Source organism: Stenotrophomonas sp. PAMC25021, from assembly GCF_004795795.1.
GTDB classification, from domain to species: domain Bacteria; phylum Pseudomonadota; class Gammaproteobacteria; order Xanthomonadales; family Xanthomonadaceae; genus Stenotrophomonas; species Stenotrophomonas muris.
In genome coordinates, this window is record NZ_CP039255.1 from 806,755 (window position 1) to 827,129 (window position 20,375).

The following is a 20,375-nucleotide window of genomic DNA, read 5'->3' on the forward strand; positions in this document are numbered from 1 at the left end:
CCCCTTGAACGACACGCCCGAACCCGTCGTCTCCGAGCTGATCGACCTGCTCACGCTGGAGCGGCTGGAGGACAACCTGTTCCGCGGGCAGAGCCGCGACATCGGCACCAAGTACGTGTTCGGCGGGCAGGTGCTGGGCCAGGCGCTGGCCGCGGCACAGGCCACGGTCGACAACGGCCGCCACGTGCACTCGCTGCACGCCTATTTCCTGCGCGCCGGCAACATCGACCACCCGATCGTCTACGACGTGGACCGTACCCGCGACGGCGGCAGCTTCTCGGTGCGCCGGGTCACAGCGATCCAGCACGGCAAGGTGATCTTCTTCTGCGCGGCATCGTTCCAGCAGGCCGAGACCGGCGCCGAGCACCAGCACAAGATGCCCGAAGTGCCGCAGCCGGAAGACATCGAACCGAACCGGCCGCTGCCGGCCGAAGTGCTGGAGCGGCTGCCGATCAAGGTGCAGCGCTGGCTGTCGCGCGGCGGCCCGTTCGAATTCCGCCACGTCTACCCGCGCGACGAACTGAACCCGCCCAAGCGCCCGCCCTACCACCAGGTGTGGCTGCGCCTGAGCGAGCCGGTCGGCGATGCTCCGGAACTGCACCAGGCCCTGCTGGCCTATGCCTCGGACTTCCACCTGCTGGGCACGGCGACGTTCCCGCACGGCATCAGCTACTACCACCCGCACGTGCAGATGGCCTCGCTCGACCACGCGATCTGGTTCCACCGCCCGTTCCGTGCCGACGACTGGCTGCTGTACTCGCTGGACAGCCCCAGCGCGCAGGATTCGCGCGGCCTGGCCCGCGGCCAGTTCTTCACCCGCAATGGTGTGCTGGTGGCCAGCACCGCGCAGGAGGGCCTGATCCGCGTGGTTCCCGACCAGGCTGCCGCGGCCGCCGTGCCGGCCAAGGAGTAAACCCATGCGCCAGATCTTCAGCAGCCAGCGCGTGGAAACCGTCGAAGGCGTGGCCGAGCTCCTGCGCGGGCATGGCATCGACGTCAAGGTGACCAACGGGCGCTCGTACAAGACCCGTCGCCGCGGCCAGTTCAGCTATACCGACCTCGGCAACGCCAACGCCTACCCGGCGGTATGGATCGTGCGCGCCGACGACCAGCCGCGTGCACGCGAGATCCTGCGTGAGGCGCGCCTGCTCGACACCACCCGCCGCGACCATCCGACCGCCGAGTTCGCCTTCCGCGACACGCCGGAACAGGGCAGCGGCGGCCGCAGCTGGGCCTGGCGCATCCGCATCGCCCTGCTGGTGGTGATCGCCGGCGTGGCGCTGGTGATCGGCCTGCGCCATCGCGGTGCCCCGGCCCCGGCAGCACCGGCCCCTGCCCCGCAGGCCCAGCCGCGGCAGGCGCAACCGGCCCCGCAGGCCGCAGCGGAAGAGGAAGAAGTCCGGGTCCGTATCCAGCCATCGAAATAACCCAAGGGTCGTACCCGCCGCTGGCCGGCAACTGCAAAAAGGGGACGGAGGGGATTAAGTCGTTTGTGGCACAAACGACTTAATCCCCTCCGTCCCTTTTTTGTCAGCACAGGAAGTCGGTCACATTGGGCGCGCGGCTCCGTCATGGGACACAATCCCAGCAGGAGAGCCGCCGCCATGACGACGTTCGCCGCATCGATCGACCAGACCCTGGAACGCGAACTGCCCGCCGCCGCCAGCGGTTGCCAGCACGCCTACGGCCGTATCGTGCTGGCCTGCCAGAACACGGTCACCGCCATCGCCCTGGCCATCACCCGCGACCGCCAGGCCAGCGAGGACATCGCCCAGGAGGCCTTCGTGAAGGGCTGGCAGCAGCTGCACCAGCTGCGCAGCGCGACCAGCTTCCTGCCGTGGCTGCGGCAGATCACCCGCAACCTGGCCCGCGACTGGCTGCGTGCGCAACGTGGCCGGCCGCTGACCGGCGAGGCCGCGGAGGTGGCGATGGGCATGGCCGCCGACCCGGCCCCAGGTGCGGCTGATCGCCTGCAGCGGGTGGAAGAGGAGATCGCCGCCGAGGACATCATCTCCGCCCTGCCCGCTGACAGCCGCGAAGTCCTGTTGCTGTACTACCGCGAAGGACAGCGCTCGCAGCAGGTCGCCGACCTGCTCGGGCTCAGCGATGCGGCCGTGCGCAAGCGCCTGTCGCGTGCACGTGCCCTGGTGCGCGAAGGCCTGCTGCAGCGCTTCGGCGAATTCGCGCGCAGTAGTGCACCAAGCGCCGCATTCGCCACCGCCGTGGTGTCGATGGTGCTGGTGGCCGCACCCGGCACCGCCAGTGCAGCGGTGCTGCTCGGCACCGGCGTCGGCATCGGCGGCAGCAAGCTCGGCCTCGGCGGCGCCAGCGTTGCCGGTGGAACCGCGATGGGCTCGTTGACCGCCACCCTGGGCCAGTTGCATGTGCTGCCGGCCGAAAGCTGGGGGGCGGTGATCGGCGGCGTGGTGGGTGGCGCGATCGGCAGCTACCTCGGCGGGCGCTTCCTGATGTCGTACACCGAAACTGCGGCAGAGCGGGCCGATGTGCGCCGCTTCCTCTACCTCAACATCACCACCGGCATGTTCTGGTGCCTGGCGATCCTGCTGGCTGTGGTGCTGCAGGCACCGGTCTGGACGCAGCTGACGGTGCTGGCGGTCGGGTTGGGCGTGGTCAACTACCAGTGCCTGGTGACGCTGCAGCGGGTGATGGCGCCGATGATCGCGCGCGATTCGGCGCGGCGCGGGCGAACCGGCATCAACTGGAAGTTCGAATCGATGTACGGCCGCACCGCCATCATCGCCATGAACCTGATGGTCATTGCGCTTGTGGCGTACTCGCTGATGCGCAGCGGCCGCTTGTAACGGACAACGCCGGCAGTGCCGCCGGCGTTGTCGTCATCACTGCATTGACCCTCAGCGCTGCGGCTTCGGTGCGCCGCCGTCGCGCGGACCGCCATGGCGCGGGCCACCATGCATCGGGCCCTTGGCCGCATCAAACTCGGCCTTGCTCAGCTGGCCGTCCTTGTTGGTGTCGGCGGCGGCGAACCAGGCATCACGATGCTGCTTCATGCGCAGCTCGCGGTCGGCCTTGTCCAGGTAGCCGTCCTTGTTCAGATCAAGCTGGTCGAAGCGCGCGGCCAGGCGCGGATCGGCCTTGGCTTCCTCGCGGCTGATGCGGCCATCCTTGTTGACGTCCAGCGCGGCCCAGCGCTCACCGCCGTGGCCACGACGGCCATGCTGCCAGCGCGGCAGCTCGTCGCGCGAGAGCTTGCCGTCCTTGTTCTTGTCCAGCTCGTCGAACTTCGCGGCCAGGCGCGGGTTGGCGGCCGCCTCGCTGCGGTCGATCACGCCGTCACCGTTGGTATCCAGCTTGGCCGGGCGCGGTGCCGGCGTGGCCGGGGTGTCGGCCGCCAGCGCGATACCGGATGCGGAGGTGCCAAGCAGCAGGGCCAGCAGCAGGGGGGTACGGATCATGAGGTCACTCCTGGGGATGGGAACAGCGTCGGGGTGATCACTTCACCCTCGGGGGACAACAACGCCCGGGCGCGACGTCGGTTGACGCTACTGCCGATTCCATTCATCCGGCGGACAGTCGCCGCCACTGCGACAACCTGGGGCTATGCTGTGCCCATGGCGATACATGGCGACAGAGACGACGAACTGCGACTTTTCCAGACCGGCGAGCACCCCTGCGGGTACTGGTCGGACCGGGTGGCACGCGACCTGGTGCTGGACCCGAACGACCGCCGCCTCGGCGCGCTCTATCCACTGGCACTGAGCTGGGGCTTCCGCCGCAGCGGCGACCTGGTCTACCGGCCGCATTGCGCGCACTGCCAGGCCTGCGTGGCGGTGCGCATCCCGGTGGCCCGCTTCGCCCCGGACCGCAGCCAGCGCCGCTGTGCCACCCGCAATGACGACCTGGAGGTGCGGATCACCGCCGCCACCGCCCGCGATGACCTGTTCGCGCTGTACCACCGCTACCTCACCCACCGCCATGCCAACGGCGGCATGGACGACCACGGCCCGCACGAGTTCGAGCAGTTCCTGATCGGCAGCTGGTCGCACACCCGCTTCATGGAGATGCGCCTGCCCGGCCACGACGGCCAGCCCAGCCAGCTGCTGGGGGTAGCGGTGACCGACGTCACCGAGCACGGCCTGTCGGCGGTCTACACCTTCTTCGACCCGGACCACGCCACGCGCGGGCTGGGCACCTTCGCGATCCTGCAGCAGATCGAGTGGGCACGCCGCGAGGGCCTGCCGCACGTGTATCTGGGCTACTGGATCCGCGGCCACCAGAAGATGGACTACAAGCGCCGCTTCCATCCGCTGGAAGCCTACGATGGCCGCCGCTGGCACGATTTCGACAAGGATCTGGACGGGCGCTGACAAACCGCTGACACCGGGCCGGGTGCACAATATGGCCCATGAACATGACCCGCCGCCATCCCCTGATCCTCGCCCTGGCCCTGCTCTGCGGCGCCACCGCCCCTGCCTTCGCCACGTCCCCTGCGATGACCGAAAAGCCGTCCGCTGCGCTGCGCCTGGCCACCTACAACACCTCGCTGTACTCCGATGACGCCGGTGGCCTGATCAAGGAGCTGGAAGGCGACAGCGAACACGCGCGCAAGATCGCCGCAGTGCTGCAGCAGGTGCGCCCGGACCTGGTGCTGCTGAACGAATTCGACTTCGACGACGCCCATCGCGCCGCCGACCTGTTCCAGAAGCGCTACCTGGAGGTCGCCCAGCCCGGTGGCGGCAAGCCGCTGCACTTCGCCTACCGCTATCTGGCACCGGTCAACACCGGCGTGCCCAGCGGCCTGGACCTGGACAACAACGGCGTGGTCGGTGGCGAAGGCCGCAGCCGCGGCAACGATGCCTGGGGCTACGGCCTGCACCCGGGCCAGTACGGCATGCTGGTGCTGTCGCGCTACCCGATCGACGAAGCCAGGGTGCGCAGCTTCCAGCTGCTGAAGTGGAGCGCGATGCCGGGCGCGATCCGACCGGTCGATCCACGTACCGGCCAGAGCTTCTACAACGACCATGTGTGGTCGCAGCTGCGCCTGTCGTCGAAGTCGCATTGGGACGTGCCGGTGAAGACCCCGGCCGGCGTGGTGCACGCGCTGGTGTCGCACCCGACCCCGCCGGTGTTCGACGGCCCGGAAAAGCGCAACGCGGCGCGCAACCATGACGAACTGCGCCTGTGGCAGGAATACCTGTCCAAGGGTGACAAGCCATGGCTGTGCGACGACAAGGGTCAGTGCGGCGGCCTGGCCCAGGACGCGCGCTTCGTGATCCTCGGCGACCTCAACAACGACCCGGTCGATGGCGATGGCCGCCATGAGGCGATCGTCGAACTGATCGAGAACGCCCGCGTGCTGCGCTACCCCACCCCGCGCAGCGTCGGTGGCGAGCAGACCAGCCTGGCCTATGCGGCCAAGGGCATCGAGCGCAAGGGCGCACCGTTCCATGCCACCGGCGATTTCGGCCCGAAGTCCGGCACCATGCGCCTGGACTACGTACTGCCCTCGACCGGTTTCGAATATGTCGGCAGCGGTATCTTCTGGCCGGCCAATGAAAGCCCGGAAGCGAAGATCGCCGACGGCAGCGACCACCACCTGGTGTGGGTGGACGTGCGGTAGAGTCGACGGCCCTGAAAAGGGGACGGAGGGGATTAAGTCGTTTGTGGCACAAACGACTTAATCCCCTCCGTCCCCTTTTTGCTTTACGGGCGCAGTTCGACGCCGATGGCGTCGGCGGCATCTCGCGCGATGGCGCGCGCCTCGTCGATGGTTTCCGCGCGCGCCAGGGTGACACCGACGCGGCGATGGCCATGCACGCTCGGCTTGCCGAACAGGCGTACGGCAGTATCCGGCACCTGCAATGCAGCGGCGACGTTGTTGAAGTACGGCACGCCCTCGCCGTGTGCCAACAGCGCGCACGACGCCGACGGGCCGCTCTGGCGGATCACCGGGATCGGCAGGCCGAGGATGGCGCGCGCATGCAGCGCGAACTCGCTCAACTCCTGCGATACCAGCGTCACCAGGCCGGTGTCGTGCGGGCGCGGCGACACTTCGCTGAACCACACTTCGTCGCCCTTCACGAACAGCTCCACGCCGAACAGGCCCCAGCCGCCGAGGTCATCGGTGATCGCGCGCGAAATCTCTTCGGCACGCGCCAGTGCCGCGCTCGACATCGGCTGCGGCTGCCAGCTTTCGCGGTAGTCGCCGTCCTTCTGCAGATGGCCGATCGGCGCACAGAACGAGGTGCCACCGGCATGGCGGACGGTCAGCAGGGTGATCTCGTAATCGAAATCGATGAAGCCTTCGACGATGCAGCGGCCGGCACCGGCGCGGCCACCGGTCTGCGCGTAGTCCCAGGCCGGGGCGATGTCCGCCTCGCTGCGCAGGGTGCTCTGGCCCTTGCCCGAGGACGACATCACCGGCTTGACCACGCACGGCAGGCCGATGGCGGCGACGGCAGCACGGTATTCGGCCTCGGTATCGACGAAGCGGTACGGCGAGGTCGGCAGTCCCAGGGTTTCGGCGGCCAGGCGACGGATGCCTTCGCGATCCATGGTCAGGCGTGCGGCGCGCGCGGTCGGGATCACCCGCAGGCCCTGCTCCTGTTCCAGCTGGACCAGGGTCTCGGTGTGGATGGCCTCGATTTCCGGCACCACCAGGTGCGGCTGCTCCTGGGCGATCAGCGCCCGCAGCGCCATCGCATCGAGCATGTCGATCACGTGCGAGCGGTGCGCGACCTGCATGGCCGGGGCGTCGGCATAGCGATCAGCGGCGATCACCTCCACGCCCAGCCGCTGCAGCTCGATGGCCACCTCCTTGCCGAGTTCGCCCGAGCCCAGCAGCAGCACGCGGGTGGCGGAGGGGGACAACGGCGTTCCAAGCTTGGCCATGGCGGTTCCAGCAGCGATGTGAAGGCGGGAGGGCATTCTAGCTGGCCGGGCACCCTGACCATGGCATCCGACGAACGGTAGTGGACAGGTGATATCACTTTGATATCTTAAATTTGAACCCTCAAGGACGTACCGCCATGAAAGAGAAGTCGCTGTCTTCCCTCAACGGCCTCGGCACGCTGGTCGGCGCCCTGCTCGTCGGCCTCGCCGGCGCCGCCCTGTTCGTGGTGGGCGTGGCAGCCAAGGCCAGCACCGGCTCGCCCAGCCTGCTGCTGATGCTGCTGGGCGCCCTGCTGGTGGCGCTGGGCGTGTTCATCCTGGCCGGTCTGTACACCATCCAGCCCAACCAGGCGGCGGTCCTTAGCCTGTTCGGCAAGTACGTGGGCACGGTGAAGGACAACGGCCTGCGCTGGAACAACCCCTTCTTTGCCAAGCGCCGGGTCAGCCAGCGCGTGCGCAACTTCGAGAGCGGCAAGCTGAAGGTCAACGAGCTGGACGGCAGCCCGATCGAGATCGCCGCGGTGATCGTCTGGCAGGTGGTCGACGCCTCCGAGGCCGTCTACAACGTGGACGACTACGAGAGCTTCGTGCACATCCAGTCCGAATCTGCGCTGCGCGCGATGGCCACCAGCTATCCCTACGACCAGCACGAAGACGGCCAGCTGGCCCTGCGCAGCCATGCCAGCGAGATCTCCCAGCACCTGAAGAACGAGCTGGCCGAACGCCTGGCCGACGCCGGCGTGCAGGTGATCGACGCACGCATCAGCCATCTCGCCTACGCCGCCGAAATCGCCCAGGCGATGCTGCAGCGTCAGCAGGCCAACGCGGTGATCGCCGCACGCACGCGCATCGTGGCCGGTGCGGTGGGCATGGTTGAAATGGCCCTGGCCGAACTGCAGAAGAACGGCGTGGTGCAGCTGGATGAAGAACGCAAGGCGCACATGGTCAGCAACCTGCTGACCGTGCTGTGCTCGGACCGCGGTACCCAGCCGATCGTCAACGCCGGTTCGCTGTACTGAACCACCCTCGCAACGGGGTGCCCCACCACCCCGCCAGGAGCTTGCATGAGTGAGAAGAAAGCCTACCCGCTGCGCATCAATGCCGACGTCCTGGCCGCCGCGCAACGCTGGGCTGACGACGAGCTGCGCAGCCTCAACGCACAGATCGAATACGTGCTGCGCGACGCCCTGCGCAAGGCAGGACGCCTGCCGAAACCCACGCCATCTTCGGGGGACAAGGAATGAGCAAGCGCTGGAACTACCAGACGATCGAGGTCAAGACGTCCATGATGGGCCAGCTCAAGGCCGAGGACATCCAGAGCGAACTGAGCCGTCAGGGCCAACTGGGCTGGGAGCTGGTCAACATCATCATCCCCGCACCGATGCGCCCGGCGATGCTGGTATTCAAGAAGGAGGCCTGAGCCATGGGTGCCAGCGATCCAAAGCAGTACGAGGTGGCCGAGAGTTCGCCGTTGCGCGTGCTGTGGATCGTGCTGCCCCTGCTCGCCGCCTTCGTGGCCTGCCTGTATGCGCAGTTGTACAAGGCACCGGCCACGGCGCCCTGGATCGAAGTGACGCTGTCGCCGCCCTGGTTCCGGATGGGCGGCAGTGCCGCCTGGAGCCTGCTGGTGATCGCCGCGCTCGGCATCGGGTTGGGCGCGGCGTTCTTCCGCCGCCGGGTGGAACTGGCCGACGACGTGCTGGACGTGCGCTCGACGATGTACCGCCGCCGCGTTCCGGTGGCACAGCTGCGGCTGGACCAGGCCGAGGTGGTCGACCTGCAGCGTGACCGCCGCTATGGCATTCGTTTCAAGACCAATGGCTATGCGATGCCGGGCTTCTATTCCGGCCACTTCCGCCTGCAGGGCGGCGGCAAGGGGTTCGCGCTGGTCACCGACCGCACGCGCGTTCTCGCCCTGCCGGTCAGCGATGGCAGCACGCTGCTGCTCAGCCTGGAGCGGCCGCAGGTGCTGCTGGACGCACTGCGCAAGGTGGCCGCACCGGCGCCTCGGCGGTAAGCTGCGGCGATGCAACGACGCGCCCCCCTGCTGATCAATACCGAGGCCATCGAGCTGTGGCCCGCCCACCTGCTGCGCGCACGAAGCAACCTGGATGCCCGCCTGCTGTCGCAGGCACAGTGGGTGCTGCGGCGCAAGCGCGATGGCCGCTACCTGGCGGCGGTAACGACGCATGGCGTGCATTCGCTGGTGCCACGCCTGCCGCGCGAGCCCGGGGCCGAGGACGCACTGGCGCTGCTCGATGCAGCGGCGGCACGTCCGTTCGGCGCTGCGCTGCAGGAACAGTGGCTGCCGCTGGCCGGGCTGCAGCAACGCCTGCAGCAACTGGGCCTGGATGCACAGCGCTATGCCGACGACAGCGGCCTGCCACTGCAGCCCGAACCGTGCCTGCTGCACTTCGCCGGCCGTGACCGCTTCGGCCGCCCGCTGTGGCTGCGCCGTGGCGCCGCGCAGGGATGGCGGCGGATGCGCCTGCAGGCGGCACGGGAGGGCATCGCGCTCGACGCAATTTCCGGCTTCCGCAGCCATGCCTACCAGCTGGGCATCTTCGAGCGGAAGCTGGCACGTGGGTTGAGCGTGACGGAGATCCTGAAGGTCAATGCAGCGCCGGGGTTCAGCGAACACCACAGCGGCCATGCGCTGGACATCGGCACACCGGGCGATGCCCCGGCCGAGGAATCATTTGAAGCCACCGACGCGTTCGCTTGGCTGCAGGTGCATGCCGGCGGGCATGGCTTCCATCTGAGCTACCCACGCGACAACCCGCACGGCATCGTCTACGAACCCTGGCACTGGTGCTGGAGGCCTGCCAACGGCTGAGCCCCTCGTGGCGCCCGCACGCGGAATGGAACGAGAGAGCGAAGACAAAAGCGGGCCGCTTCGCTCGAAGCCGAGCATGGCTCGGCTCTACAGCAGCTGCCGCGCAACGCCCCCATGTAGTGCCGAGCCATGCTCGGCTGTACCCGGATTGCCGTCACCGCCTCAACGCATTGATCGCCAGCACCACCCAGCCGGCCATCATGCTGGTGCCACCGATCGGCGCCATCCGCGTCGGCCACTGCCACAGCGCCCCGCCCACCAGGCTGCCTGAAAACAACAGCACACCCAGCAGCAGCACGTACAGCGCCAGGTGTGCGATCGCCCCATGCGCGCGCGGCCCGAGTGCCACCAGTACCGCACCATGCGCGAACGCGTACAGCGCCGCCATGTTCAGGTGCTGCTGCGCCAGCGGATCGGCCACGCCATGCGAGGCGTAGGCGGACAGGCCGATCGAGGCAGCGGCCAGCAGCGCCCCCAGGCAGGCGAGCAGGGACGGCTTACGTGCACGACGTTCGAGATTGAACATGGGGGCTCCTTGCGCAGCGCCCCTTGCCGGGCGCCGGATCAAAAAAAAACGCGCCGCAATGAGCGGCGCGTTTTCGTGTCCAACACTACATGGGTCAGCCGAGGCTTACTTGACGGCCCAGTAGATGTCGTAGGTCGCTTCCGGGGTGAACGACTTGTCGATGCCGTCCTTCCAGGTTTCGTACGGGCGGTCGATGACTTCGTTGCCCGAAGTCACGGCCCAGGCACGCAGGCCGTTGCGGGCCACGTCCAGACCCGCCATGTGGCCGGTGTAGGCCGCATGCGCCGAACGGTGCGGAGCAACGTGCACGTACTTGACCGGAGCGCCGCCGTCGATCTTGACGGTCAGCTCGTCGGCAGCAGCACCTTCAGCACCCTTCTTCTTCACCGGCTGGGCGATGTCGAAGGCGTACTTCTCCTGGCCGAAGTCGGTGGTGATGATGCGGAACGGGCCGGCGGCTTCAAGGCCATTGGCCTCCATCACGCGCTTGATCCACTCCTGGTTGTCCTTGATGGACTTGGTGATGGTGTCCTGACCGCGGTCCACGTTGCCGGCGTTGACCACCAGCAGGTTCTCGGCCGGCACTTCAACAATGGCCAGGTCGGTCAGCGGGGCTTCCGGCGTGCGGTAGTCCACGTTCGGCACGGTTGCGAGCATGTTGGCGATGCGCGACAGGCCCAGCTTGATGTCGTCGCCGATCTGGCGGCTGACATACAGGCCGGCGTAACGGCCGAACAGGTCGAAGCCGTACTTCACCGAGTAGTCCTGGGTGATCTTGACGTTGCGACCGCCCTTGCCGGTCGGCTCCAGGTTGAAGGTGGTGACCTTGTCGTGACCCTTGGTGGCGTCTTCGATGGCGATCACAACACGCTTGTTCTCTTCGGCTTCGGTGATCTTCCAGGAACCGGTGCCCAGGTCCTTGGAGGTGAAGTCGAGGGTGGCACCGGTACCGGAGGCCGGGCCGGACAGCTTCAGTTCAACGGCGGGATCGCGCAGTACCAGCGGGTTCCAGTCCTTGAAGCGGCGCAGGCTGCTGACCGTGTCGTACACGATCGTCATCTTGCGGTTGGTCTCGATGCTTTCGGTGATGTGACGCTCGCCCGGCAGACATACGCCAATGATGACGAACAGGCCAGCCACGATCCCCAAGGCGATCAGGAACTCGATAATACGGGTCATTCAGAGAGTCTCCGGGGCCGATCCCACGGCCGGGTTGATTGAAGCGAAGCGCCAATCCTAGCAGGCTTCGCGGGCATTGTTTATCGGGATTGGCGCACCGGTTTCCCTGCCGGCTGCGTATTTGTATGGACAAAGAATTCGAAGGGTAACGCATACCGCTACCCGGCAAGTAGGGGGCAACCTTGGCAGGAACCCGTAACTACGACCCAAGTCTTTGTACTTGAACGATTTTCTTCAGACCAGCTGGAGTTCGAACGCCTTCAGTACGGCACGCGTACGGTCGCGCACGCCCAGCTTGGACAGGATGTTGGACACGTGGTTCTTGATGGTGCCTTCGGCCACGCCCAGCGAATTGGCGATCTCCTTGTTGGAGAAGCCGCTGGCCATCAGCCGCAGGATCTCGGTCTCGCGGTCGGTCAGCGGGTCCGGGCGGTCCAGGCTGACGAACTCGTTGCGCATGTGCTCCAGGCCGGACAGCAGGCGCTGGGTCACCGCCGGCTGCACCAGCGAACCGCCGTCGGCAACGGTACGGATGGCACCGACCAGCTGCGCCAGGGTGACATCCTTGAGCAGGTAGCCCTTGGCACCGGCCTTGAGCCCGGCCAGCACCAGCTGGTCATCGTCGAACGTGGTGAGGATGATGGTCGGCGGCAGCTGTTCCTGCCGCGACAGCACCTGCAGTGCCTCCAGACCGGACATCACCGGCATGCGCATGTCCATCAGCACCACGTCGGGGCGCACCTGCGGTATCAGCTCGACCGCCTGCCGGCCGTCGCCGGCCTCGGCCACCACCTCGATGCCGTCGTCGAGCGCCAGCAGGGAGCGGATTCCCTGCCGCACCAGGGTTTGGTCGTCGACCAGGCAGACGCGAATCATCAACGCACTCCTTCAGGAACCTTGGTAAGGGCCGCCACCAGCACCGTTGCCGGCACCGTCGCCCGCAGCCGGAAGCCTTCTCCGGGCCGGGTTTCGATCTGCAGCTGGCCACCACATTGTTGCAGGCGCTCGCGCATGCCGCGCAAGCCATTGCCTACATTGACCATATCCGCGCCGACGCCGTCGTCGCGGGCCTCCACCACCACCCGGTCGGGGGCTTCACGGTACACCTTGATCCACAGGTGGCGGGCGCCGGCGTGGCGCACCGCGTTGGTAATGATCTCCTGGGTACAGCGCAGCAGCACGTGGGCCCGCTGCGGGTCTTCCACGTTCAACGGATCCTCGATCTCCAGCTGGATATCCAGCGAGGGCACGTTCTCGGTCAGCGGGCGCAGCGCCGCGGCCAGATCGATCGCGCCGGTCTCGCGCAGCTGGCTGACCACCTCGCGCACATTGCCCAGCAGCAGCTTGGCCAGCGCGTGCGAGCGCTTCACGTGGTCCAGCGCCTGGCCCTCGGCCAGGTGGCCGGCGACCTCCAGGTTCAGGGTCAGCGCGGTCAGCTGGTGGCCCAGCAGGTCGTGCAGCTCGCGCGAAATGCGGGTGCGCTCGTTGACCCGCGCGCTCTCGGCCAGCAGGGCGCGGGTGGCACGCAGCTCCGAATTGAGCCGGCGCTGCTCGTCGCGGGCCTCGGTCTGCTGCCGTGCAACCAGGCTGGTCACGAAGATGAACATGGAGAAGCCGCCATACAGCAGCGACTGCATCACCGCTTCGAACAGCGGGAAGCGCAGCAGCAGGTAATAGACCGGCGCCACCGCCAGCTGGCTGACCAGCAGCCACAGCACCCCCAGCCGAACCGACAGCATCCACGGAATGACCCCGGCGGCGACCATCATCAGGATGCTGCCCAGGCCCGAACCGCTGAGGAAACTGACCCCCAGCGCCGAGACCGTCAGCAACAGCAGCAGGCCGCGGTCCAGCCAGCTGGTGTGGCTGTCGCTGCGCAGGATGCGGGTCAACCAGTAGTAGGCCGTGCCGAAGGACAGGTAGGCGACGAACAACAGGATCGCCCAGCCGCCCATGTCACCGCGGCTGTGCAGGTTCTCGAACTGCGAGTACGCCAGGGGCAGGCCGACCATGACCCAGGTGAACAGGCCGGCCAGGCGGAGGACGCGGGTATGGCTGAGGACTCCCAACATGCCAGCACTCTACGGGCCGCGCCTGCGCACCGCACCCCACGGAAGTCATGCCTGCCCGGTCGCCTGTTCATGCCGCAGCCCACCCCGGGCATGCAATAATCGTGCGCAGGGTCCCTTGATGGACCAACCGCGTTACCCCACGGAGTCACAATGTCGATTGTCATCCGCGACGTGCGCGAGCACGAGCTCGATTCCGTCCTGGCTTTGAACAACAACGCTGGCCTGGCCATCCTTCCCCTGGATGCGGCCCGCCTGCGCCTGTTCTATGAAACCGCTGAGTATTTCCGCGTCGCCGAGCGCGACGGCAACCTGGCCGGCTTCCTGATCGGCTTCGGCAGCGACAGCCAGCACGACAGCAGCAATTTCGCCTGGTTCAAGCAGCAGCTGGACACCCCGTTCTTCTATATCGACCGCATCGTGGTCGCCAGCCGCCGTCGTGGCGGTGGCGTCGGGCGTGCGTTCTACGCCGACGCGCAGAGCTTCGCCGAGCTGCGCTACCCGCAGATGACCTGCGAGGTCTTCCTCGACCATGGCGCCGATGCCGCCCTGCTCTTCCACGGCAGCTTCGGCTTCCGCGAGCTGGGCCAGAACACCATGCCGCAGGTCGATGTGCGCGCCAGCATGCTGGCCAAGGAACTGTGCAGCTACCCGTGGGTCCAGGAGACCTACGGCGACAAGCTGCCGGATGTGGCATGGACACGCGCCCGGCAGCTGCCGGCGCAGGCACAGCGGCCGACGGGGACCTGAGCGTGGCGGTGAATTTCGATTACGAACAGGCCGGTGAACTGAAGATCGGCCAGGTGGGCATCGCCAACCTGCGCATCCGTACCCTTGATGTCGAACGTCTCGTGCAGGAAATGCGCGAGCGCGTGACCCGCGCCCCGAAGCTGTTCGGCCGCGCCGCGGTGATCCTCGACTTCGGCGGCCTGAGCCAGGTGCCGGACGTGGCCACCGCGCAGGCGCTGGTCGACGGCCTGCGCAGCGCCGGGGTGCTGCCGGTGGCGCTGGCCTACGGCACCAGCGCGGTCGACCTGCTCTCCCAGCAGCTCGGCCTGCCGCTGCTGGCCAAGTTCCGCGCGCAGTACGAGCGTGCCGAGGGCGAACCGGCCCCGCCGCCGCCCGCACCGGAACCGCGCCGGGCAGCCCGTGCCGAACCGAAGCCAGCCCCAGCGACGCCGGTGGCCAAGGTGGCCGACGCCGCTGCACCGCAGCCGGGCCGCATGCAGCTGGGCAACGTGCGTTCGGGCCAGCAGCTGTACGCGGAAAACTGCGACCTGACCGTGATGGCCACTGTCGGCGCCGGCGCCGAGGTCATCGCCGATGGCAGCATCCATATCTACGGCACCCTGCGCGGCCGCGCGCTGGCAGGGGCCCAGGGCAACACCGCGGCACGCATCTTCTGCCGTGATTTCCATGCGGAACTGGTGGCCATTGCCGGCCACTACAAGGTACTGGACGATGTTCCGGACAACCTGCGCGGCAAGGCCGTCCAGGTGTGGCTGGAACAGGACCAGATCAAGATCGCTGCGCTGGACTGACGCAGCACCAAACTCATGCAGAACCAGGAGAAGTCCTTTGGCTGAAATCATCGTAGTCACCTCCGGCAAGGGCGGCGTCGGCAAGACCACTTCCAGCGCGAGCCTGGCCTGCGGCCTGGCGCGGCGCGGCAAGAAGGTGGCGGTGATCGACTTCGACGTCGGCCTGCGCAACCTCGACCTGATCATGGGCTGCGAACGCCGCGTGGTGTACGACTTCGTCAACGTCGTGCACGGCGAAGCCACCCTCAAGCAGGCCCTGATCAAGGACAAGCGCTTCGACAACCTGTACGTGCTGGCGGCCTCGCAGACCCGCGACAAGGACGCACTGACCCAGGAAGGCGTGGGCAAGGTCCTGAAGGACCTGGCCGCCGACGGCTTCGACTACATCATCTGCGACTCCCCGGCCGGCATCGAGAAGGGCGCCTTCCTGGCGATGTACTTCGCCGACCGCGCGGTGGTGGTGGTGAACCCGGAAGTGTCGTCGGTGCGCGACTCCGACCGCATCATCGGCCTGCTCGATTCGAAGACCCACAAGGCCGAATCCGGCCAGGACGTGCCGGCCTTCCTGCTGCTGACCCGCTACACCCCGCTGCGCGTGGAAAGCGGCGAGATGCTGAGCATCGCCGACGTCGAGGAAGTCCTCGGCCTGAAGGCGATCGGCGTGATTCCGGAATCGGGCGACGTGCTCAACGCCTCCAACAAGGGCGAGCCGGTCATCCTGGATGTCGAATCCGCTGCCGGCCAGGCCTATGAAGACGCCGTCGCGCGCATCCTCGGCGAAGAACGCCCGATGCGCTTCACCAACGTCGAGAAGAAGGGCTTCTTCAGCAAGCTGTTCGGAGGGTAAGCATGGGCCTGTTTGATTTCCTCAAAGCGAAGAAGACCACCGCCGAAACCGCCAAGAACCGCCTGCAGATCATCATCGCGCAGGAACGCAGCCACCGTGGTGGCCCGGACTACCTGCCGCTGCTGCAGCGCGAGCTGCTGGAAGTGATCAAGAAGTACGTGAACATCGACGTCGATGCGGTGAAGGTCGACCTGGTGAAGGATGGCCAGCACGATGTGCTGGACATCTCCGTGGCGCTGCCGGAAGGCCCGGACAAACCCTGATCCCCTGCCCCGCCCGTGCCTGCATGGGCGGGGCTGCCTGACCCGCATGACCGATACGACAACCGCCGTGGACATCACCTGCGTGGGCGACATCGCCTTCGCCGATGCGCAGTGCCTGCTCGCCGCGCATGGCCTGCGGCTGCACCACGTGGCCGCCGGCGAGCCGATTCCCGGCAGCTACTGGGGCGAGCCCGAGGCGGGCATCATCGCCAGCAACGTCTACGTGCGCGATGACACGCCCGTGCACTCGATGCTGCATGAGGCCTGCCACCTGATCGTACTGCCGCCGGAGCGGCGGGCGCAGGTGCATACCGATGCCACCGACTCGGTGGCCGAGGAAGACGCGACCTGCTACCTGCAGATCGTGCTGGCCGGGCAGCTGCCCGGCGTCGGCAGCCAGCGGCTGATGGCCGACATGGATGCCTGGGGGTATACGTATCGGCTGGGATCTACGAAAGCGTGGTTCGAGCAGGACGCCGAAGACGCGAAGGCATGGTTGATCGAACGCGGGTTGCCAGTGGCGTGATTCACCGGGAACCGGGGTCAGATCCCTTTTGCGTCGCAAAAGGGATCTGACCCCATCACCCCGTCGCCGTATCAGCCCTGCCCGGCCAGTGCGCGCAGGGTGATGCCGACGATGTAGGCCAGGTAGGTGCCGGTGGCATAGCCCATCGTGCCCAGCAGCACGCCCACCGGCGCCAGGGCCGGATGGAACGCGGCCGCCACCACCGGCGCCGAGGCCGGGCCACCGATGTTCGACTGCGAACCGATGGCGAAATAGAAGAACGGCACCTTCAGCAACTTGCCCAGGCACCACAGCAGCACGATGTGCACGGCAATCCAGATCAGGCCAAGCAGGAACAGCCACGGGCGATCCAGCAGCGCCAGCAGATCCATCTGCATGCCGATGCAGGCGATCAGGAAGTACAGCAGCAACGAACCCAGCCGCGATGCACCCGCCCCTTCCAGGTTGCGTGCGCGGGTGAAACTCAGGCTCAGGCCCAGCGTGGTCGACAGCACCACCACCCACACGAACGGCGCGTCCAGGCTGAACTGCGACGCCCAGCTGACGTTGGCCTTGAACCAGGCCGCCAGCGGCGCACCGATCGCATGCGACAGGCCGACGCCGCCAAAGGCCACCGCCACGATCAGCATCAGATCGGTCAGGCTGGGAATGCGTTCGTGCTCGGCCTGGAAGCGCGCGATGCGTTCCTTCAGTTCATCGATGGCCGAGGTATCAGCGCCACTGCGTGCATCGATCTTCGCTGCACGTCCTGCCAGGAAGATCAGCGCGGCCATCCACACGTAACCGACGCCGACATCGACCACCGCGAACTGGCCAAAGGTGGTCGCGTTGACGTCGAACACTTCGCGCATCGCCAGCATGTTGGCACCACCACCGATCCAGCTGCCGGCCAGTGCCGCCATGCCGGCCCAGGTATCGCCGGCCACGGTGTCGGGATGGATCGCGCGCATCACCAGGAACGCCACCACCGCACCGAGCATGATGCTGGCCGAGGCGCCCAGGTACATCAGTACCAGCTTCGGGCCGAGCCGCAGGATGCCCTTGATATCCACTGCCAGGGTCAGCAGGATCAGCGCCGCCGGCAACAGGATGTCGCGCGCGATCGGGTTGTAGAGCTTGGTGTTCTGGCCGTCGATCAGGCCGACGGTGTTGTAGATGCCGGGAATCAGGTAGCACAGCAGCAGCGCTGGCACGAACGTATAGAAGCGCTTCCACAGCCCCTGCTCGCGCGAGGCGGTCCAGAACACGGCGCCAAGAGTGGCGGCGATCAAACCGAAGACGACGATGTCGTTCTGGATCAGGGCAGTCGAAGGCATGCAGGCGCTCTGGTAGAGCCGGCCGCTGGCCGGCTGCTGGTGGCGGCAGATCAGGAAGGTGTGCCGACCAACGGTCGGCACCCACCGGTAAAGCAGATGGTGAAACAGAAGCGCCGCCCCGGAGGGCGGCGCCGCAACCATCAGTTGCCGATGTGCTGCTTCAGCCAGGCATTGACGGTGTCATGCCACAGGATGCTGTTGTTCGGCTTCAGCACCCAGTGGTTTTCATCCGGGAAGTACAGGAACTTCGATTCGATGCCCTGGCGCTGGGCAGCGGTGAACGCGGCCAGGCCCTGCTCGACCGGGATGCGGAAGTCCTGCTGGCCGTGGATGACCAGGATCGGCTTCTTCCAGTCCGCCACGTGGTTGACCGGGTTGAACTTCTCGTAGTTCGCCGCCTTCTGGTACGGCGTACCGCCCTGCTCCCACTCGGTGAACCACAGTTCTTCGGTGGCGTAGCCCATCATGCGCTGGTCGAACACGCCGTCATGGTTGACCAGGCACTTGAACGGGCCGTTCCAGTTGCCGGCAATCCAGTTGACCATGAAGCCGCCGTAGCTGGCGCCCAGCGCACAGGCCTTGTCACCATTGAGGAAGGAATACTTCTTCAGCGCCGCATCCCAGCCCTTCTGCAGGTCTTCCAGCGGGCGGTCGCCCCAGTGCTGGCTGATCGCATCGGTGAACGCCTGGCCGTAGCCGGTGGAGCCGTGGAAGTCGATCATCACCACCGCATAGCCCTGGCCCGCGTAGGTCTGCGGATTCCAGCGGTAGCTCCAGCCATTGCCGAAGCTGCCCTGCGGGCCGCCGTGGATCAGGAACGCGACCGGGTACGACTTGCCTTCCTGGTAGTTGTGCGGCTTGACCACGTAGCCATGCACGGTGTCGTTGTTCCAGCCCTTGAACTCGAACTGTTCGTAGTCGCCGAAGCTGACATCCTTGAGCACCTCACCAGCGGCCGGGGTCAGCGCGCGCAGCTCGCCGATGGCTTCGCCCGCGGCCGGCAGCAAGCCAACCAACACCTGGTCGTTGCTCTTCAGGCTGTTGCGGGTGATCGCCACGCTGTTGCCGGCCACATCCACCGAGGTCACGCTGCCGTCGCCGATCAGCTTGGTGGCCTTGCCGCTGGCCACGTCGATCTGGAACAGCGGGTGTTCGCCGAGGTCATCGGCCGTGGTGTAGATGCTGGCGCCGTCGGCGGACAGGGTGATGCCCCCAGCCGAACGATCCCACTGCGGGGCGATCTCTCGGGTCTTGCCACTGGCCAGGTCCATCGCCATCAGGCCGAAGCGGTCAGCCTCGAAGCCCGGGCGCTTCATCGCGCGGTAGAACAGGGTCTTGCCGTCGGCACTGAACACCGGGCCGGCATCCCAGGCCGGGTTGGAGGCGGTCAGGTTGACCGGCGCCTGCTTGCCCGCCGCGTCGAAGCGGTACAGGTCGAAGTTGGTCGACCACGGCTCCTGCTTGCCGGCCACGCGGATGCTGGCGACCACGCTGGCGCCATCCGGCGACCACGCGAAATCATCATTGCCGCCGAACGGCTTGGACGGGGCATCACCGTCGATGGTGGCGCTCAGCGCGGAAGCGCCCTTGACCGGACCGGCCTTGGCTGCCGGCAGCGGCGCGACGAACAGGGTGTTGCGGCGGCCGTCGTTCCAGGTATCCCAGTGGCGCACGAACAGCGAATCGAAGACCTTTCCACTGGCCTTGGCGCCGGCGACGTCCTTGAGCTTCTTCTCGGTGCAGGCCAGGTCCGAGGCACAGGCCTGGAACACGCCGGCGCTGAACAGCACGCGGTCGTCCTGCGGCGACACGTGGTAGCTGTCCACGTCGACCGGGAAGTCGGTCAGCTGGCGCGGGGCGCCGCCGCTGAGCGGCTGCGCGTACAACTGCTGGCTGCCGCTCCTGGCGCTGAGGAAATACACGGTCTGGCCATCGGCCGACAGCGAAGCGGAATTGACGTTCCAGCCGGCCGGGGTGATCTGCTTCGGCGGTGCTGCGTCGCGGGTACGCAGGTTGCGCGCGTACAGCGCGGTGGAGGCCTTCAGGTTGGCATCCACGCTGCGCTTGGCGAACACCACGGTGCCGCCGTCAGCGGTCAGTACCGGCGCTGAGACGCGGTCCATGGCCACCATGTCGCGGACTTCCAGGCCACGGGCAGCGGCGACGCTGGGCAGGGCGGCCAGCAGGCTCAGTGGCAGCAGGGCATGACGCAGTTTCATCGGGGTCTCCGCAGGACGGCAAAAAACCGATGGTAGGCCCGTGCGGCCGGGGCTGCCAAGGCCATCGGTCATGGCTGCCGGTGGGGCGCGGCCCCGCCGCCAGAAAAAGCAAACCGCGCCGTGGCGCGGTTTGTGGGGACACCGGGGTCGGATCCGATTCCGACGGAATCGGCTCTGACCCCA

The 20,375-nt window shown here is 67.1% G+C and carries 23 protein-coding genes; 15 read left to right on the top strand and 8 right to left on the bottom strand.

Annotation, left to right across the window (positions count from 1 at the left end):
* Window positions 1-4: 4 nt before the first annotated feature.
* From tesB to E5790_RS03890, 3 genes are all read left to right on the top strand, one after another.
* Window positions 5-913 carry an acyl-CoA thioesterase II gene (gene tesB, locus E5790_RS03880; RefSeq protein ID WP_005412623.1) on the top strand — a complete coding sequence of 303 codons (909 nt, stop codon included), beginning with the start codon at window positions 5-7 and terminating at the stop codon, window positions 911-913.
* Between the two features lie 4 nt (window positions 914-917).
* Window positions 918-1,427 carry a pathogenicity-like protein gene (locus E5790_RS03885; protein ID WP_136191692.1) on the top strand — a complete coding sequence of 170 codons (510 nt, stop codon included), beginning with the start codon at window positions 918-920 and terminating at the stop codon, window positions 1,425-1,427.
* A gap of 177 nt (window positions 1,428-1,604) precedes the next feature.
* Complete coding sequence (locus E5790_RS03890; RefSeq protein ID WP_111205857.1) at window positions 1,605-2,822, top strand: sigma-70 family RNA polymerase sigma factor; 1,218 nt, start codon at window positions 1,605-1,607, stop codon at window positions 2,820-2,822.
* A gap of 51 nt (window positions 2,823-2,873) precedes the next feature.
* Here E5790_RS03890 and E5790_RS03895 read toward each other — a convergent pair whose 3' ends face one another.
* Window positions 2,874-3,434 carry an EF-hand domain-containing protein gene (locus tag E5790_RS03895; protein ID WP_014646365.1) on the bottom strand — a complete coding sequence of 187 codons (561 nt, stop codon included), beginning with the start codon at window positions 3,432-3,434 and terminating at the stop codon, window positions 2,874-2,876.
* A gap of 156 nt (window positions 3,435-3,590) precedes the next feature.
* On the opposite strand from E5790_RS03895, the gene E5790_RS03900 reads away from it, so the two are divergent.
* Complete coding sequence (locus E5790_RS03900) at window positions 3,591-4,346, top strand: arginyltransferase (protein ID WP_100449614.1); 756 nt, start codon at window positions 3,591-3,593, stop codon at window positions 4,344-4,346.
* 38 nt (window positions 4,347-4,384) lie between these two features.
* Complete coding sequence (locus tag E5790_RS03905; RefSeq protein WP_032961376.1) at window positions 4,385-5,599, top strand: endonuclease/exonuclease/phosphatase family protein; 1,215 nt, start codon at window positions 4,385-4,387, stop codon at window positions 5,597-5,599.
* A gap of 83 nt (window positions 5,600-5,682) precedes the next feature.
* On the opposite strand, the gene purT is transcribed toward E5790_RS03905, so the two are convergent.
* Window positions 5,683-6,870: a formate-dependent phosphoribosylglycinamide formyltransferase gene (purT, locus tag E5790_RS03910; RefSeq protein WP_014646362.1), complete on the bottom strand. Its 1,188-nt coding sequence runs from the start codon at window positions 6,868-6,870 to the stop codon at window positions 5,683-5,685.
* Between the two features lie 137 nt (window positions 6,871-7,007).
* On the opposite strand from purT, the gene E5790_RS03915 reads away from it, so the two are divergent.
* Genes E5790_RS03915 through E5790_RS03935 form a run of 5 tightly spaced genes read left to right on the top strand, consistent with a single transcriptional unit; the run spans window position 7,008 to window position 9,706 of the window.
* The gene (locus tag E5790_RS03915) at window positions 7,008-7,889 is read left to right on the top strand and encodes an SPFH domain-containing protein (RefSeq protein ID WP_014646361.1); all 882 of its coding nucleotides are present in this window, start codon (window positions 7,008-7,010) and stop codon (window positions 7,887-7,889) included.
* Window positions 7,890-7,934: 45 nt separating this feature from the next.
* Window positions 7,935-8,114 (top strand): hypothetical protein, encoded by a 180-nt coding sequence (locus E5790_RS03920; protein WP_014646360.1) that lies wholly within the window; start codon window positions 7,935-7,937, stop codon window positions 8,112-8,114.
* A complete protein-coding gene (locus E5790_RS03925; protein ID WP_111205856.1) occupies window positions 8,111-8,290 on the top strand; it encodes a DUF4177 domain-containing protein in 180 nt (59 codons plus the stop codon). The genes E5790_RS03920 and E5790_RS03925 overlap by 4 nt, the downstream gene beginning before the upstream one ends.
* 3 nt (window positions 8,291-8,293) lie before the next feature.
* Complete coding sequence (locus tag E5790_RS03930; protein ID WP_014646358.1) at window positions 8,294-8,887, top strand: PH domain-containing protein; 594 nt, start codon at window positions 8,294-8,296, stop codon at window positions 8,885-8,887.
* A 9-nt stretch (window positions 8,888-8,896) separates the two neighbouring features.
* Entirely contained in the window at window positions 8,897-9,706 is an 810-nt protein-coding gene (locus tag E5790_RS03935; RefSeq protein ID WP_046429507.1) for a M15 family metallopeptidase, read from the top strand.
* Window positions 9,707-9,860: 154 nt separating this feature from the next.
* Here the strand turns inward: E5790_RS03935 and E5790_RS03940 are convergent, their stop codons facing one another.
* The 4 genes from E5790_RS03940 to E5790_RS03955 form a co-directional block, all read right to left on the bottom strand.
* Window positions 9,861-10,232: a DUF423 domain-containing protein gene (locus E5790_RS03940; RefSeq protein ID WP_014646356.1), complete on the bottom strand. Its 372-nt coding sequence runs from the start codon at window positions 10,230-10,232 to the stop codon at window positions 9,861-9,863.
* Between the two features lie 105 nt (window positions 10,233-10,337).
* Window positions 10,338-11,411: an SRPBCC family protein gene (locus E5790_RS03945; RefSeq protein ID WP_014646355.1), complete on the bottom strand. Its 1,074-nt coding sequence runs from the start codon at window positions 11,409-11,411 to the stop codon at window positions 10,338-10,340.
* A 234-nt stretch (window positions 11,412-11,645) separates the two neighbouring features.
* Window positions 11,646-12,287, bottom strand: a complete 642-nt coding sequence (locus E5790_RS03950; RefSeq protein WP_006424175.1) for a response regulator transcription factor — start codon at window positions 12,285-12,287, stop codon at window positions 11,646-11,648.
* Window positions 12,287-13,483: a sensor histidine kinase gene (locus E5790_RS03955; RefSeq protein WP_032961359.1), complete on the bottom strand. Its 1,197-nt coding sequence runs from the start codon at window positions 13,481-13,483 to the stop codon at window positions 12,287-12,289. Before E5790_RS03955 ends, E5790_RS03950 begins: the two co-directional genes overlap by 1 nt.
* A 150-nt stretch (window positions 13,484-13,633) precedes the next feature.
* On the opposite strand from E5790_RS03955, the gene E5790_RS03960 reads away from it, so the two are divergent.
* The 5 genes from E5790_RS03960 to E5790_RS03980 are packed head-to-tail and all read left to right on the top strand — an operon-like array spanning window position 13,634 to window position 16,657.
* A complete protein-coding gene (locus E5790_RS03960; protein WP_014036357.1) occupies window positions 13,634-14,230 on the top strand; it encodes a GNAT family N-acetyltransferase in 597 nt (198 codons plus the stop codon).
* Window positions 14,176-15,021: a septum site-determining protein MinC gene (minC, locus tag E5790_RS03965; RefSeq protein ID WP_046429497.1), complete on the top strand. Its 846-nt coding sequence runs from the start codon at window positions 14,176-14,178 to the stop codon at window positions 15,019-15,021. The genes E5790_RS03960 and minC overlap by 55 nt, the downstream gene beginning before the upstream one ends.
* Before the next feature lie 37 nt (window positions 15,022-15,058).
* Window positions 15,059-15,868, top strand: a complete 810-nt coding sequence (gene minD, locus E5790_RS03970; RefSeq protein ID WP_005415682.1) for a septum site-determining protein MinD — start codon at window positions 15,059-15,061, stop codon at window positions 15,866-15,868.
* A gap of 2 nt (window positions 15,869-15,870) precedes the next feature.
* The gene (minE, locus tag E5790_RS03975; RefSeq protein WP_005408532.1) at window positions 15,871-16,131 is read left to right on the top strand and encodes a cell division topological specificity factor MinE; all 261 of its coding nucleotides are present in this window, start codon (window positions 15,871-15,873) and stop codon (window positions 16,129-16,131) included.
* A gap of 46 nt (window positions 16,132-16,177) precedes the next feature.
* On the top strand, window positions 16,178-16,657 hold the full coding sequence (locus E5790_RS03980; protein ID WP_014646351.1) for a hypothetical protein: 480 nt from the start codon (window positions 16,178-16,180) through the stop codon (window positions 16,655-16,657).
* Window positions 16,658-16,728: 71 nt separating this feature from the next.
* Here E5790_RS03980 and E5790_RS03985 read toward each other — a convergent pair whose 3' ends face one another.
* The gene (locus E5790_RS03985) at window positions 16,729-17,973 is read right to left on the bottom strand and encodes a DUF819 family protein (RefSeq protein ID WP_032961385.1); all 1,245 of its coding nucleotides are present in this window, start codon (window positions 17,971-17,973) and stop codon (window positions 16,729-16,731) included.
* 140 nt (window positions 17,974-18,113) lie between these two features.
* Window positions 18,114-20,192 carry a S9 family peptidase gene (locus E5790_RS03990; protein ID WP_111205855.1) on the bottom strand — a complete coding sequence of 693 codons (2,079 nt, stop codon included), beginning with the start codon at window positions 20,190-20,192 and terminating at the stop codon, window positions 18,114-18,116.
* Between the last annotated feature and the right edge of the window lie 183 nt (window positions 20,193-20,375).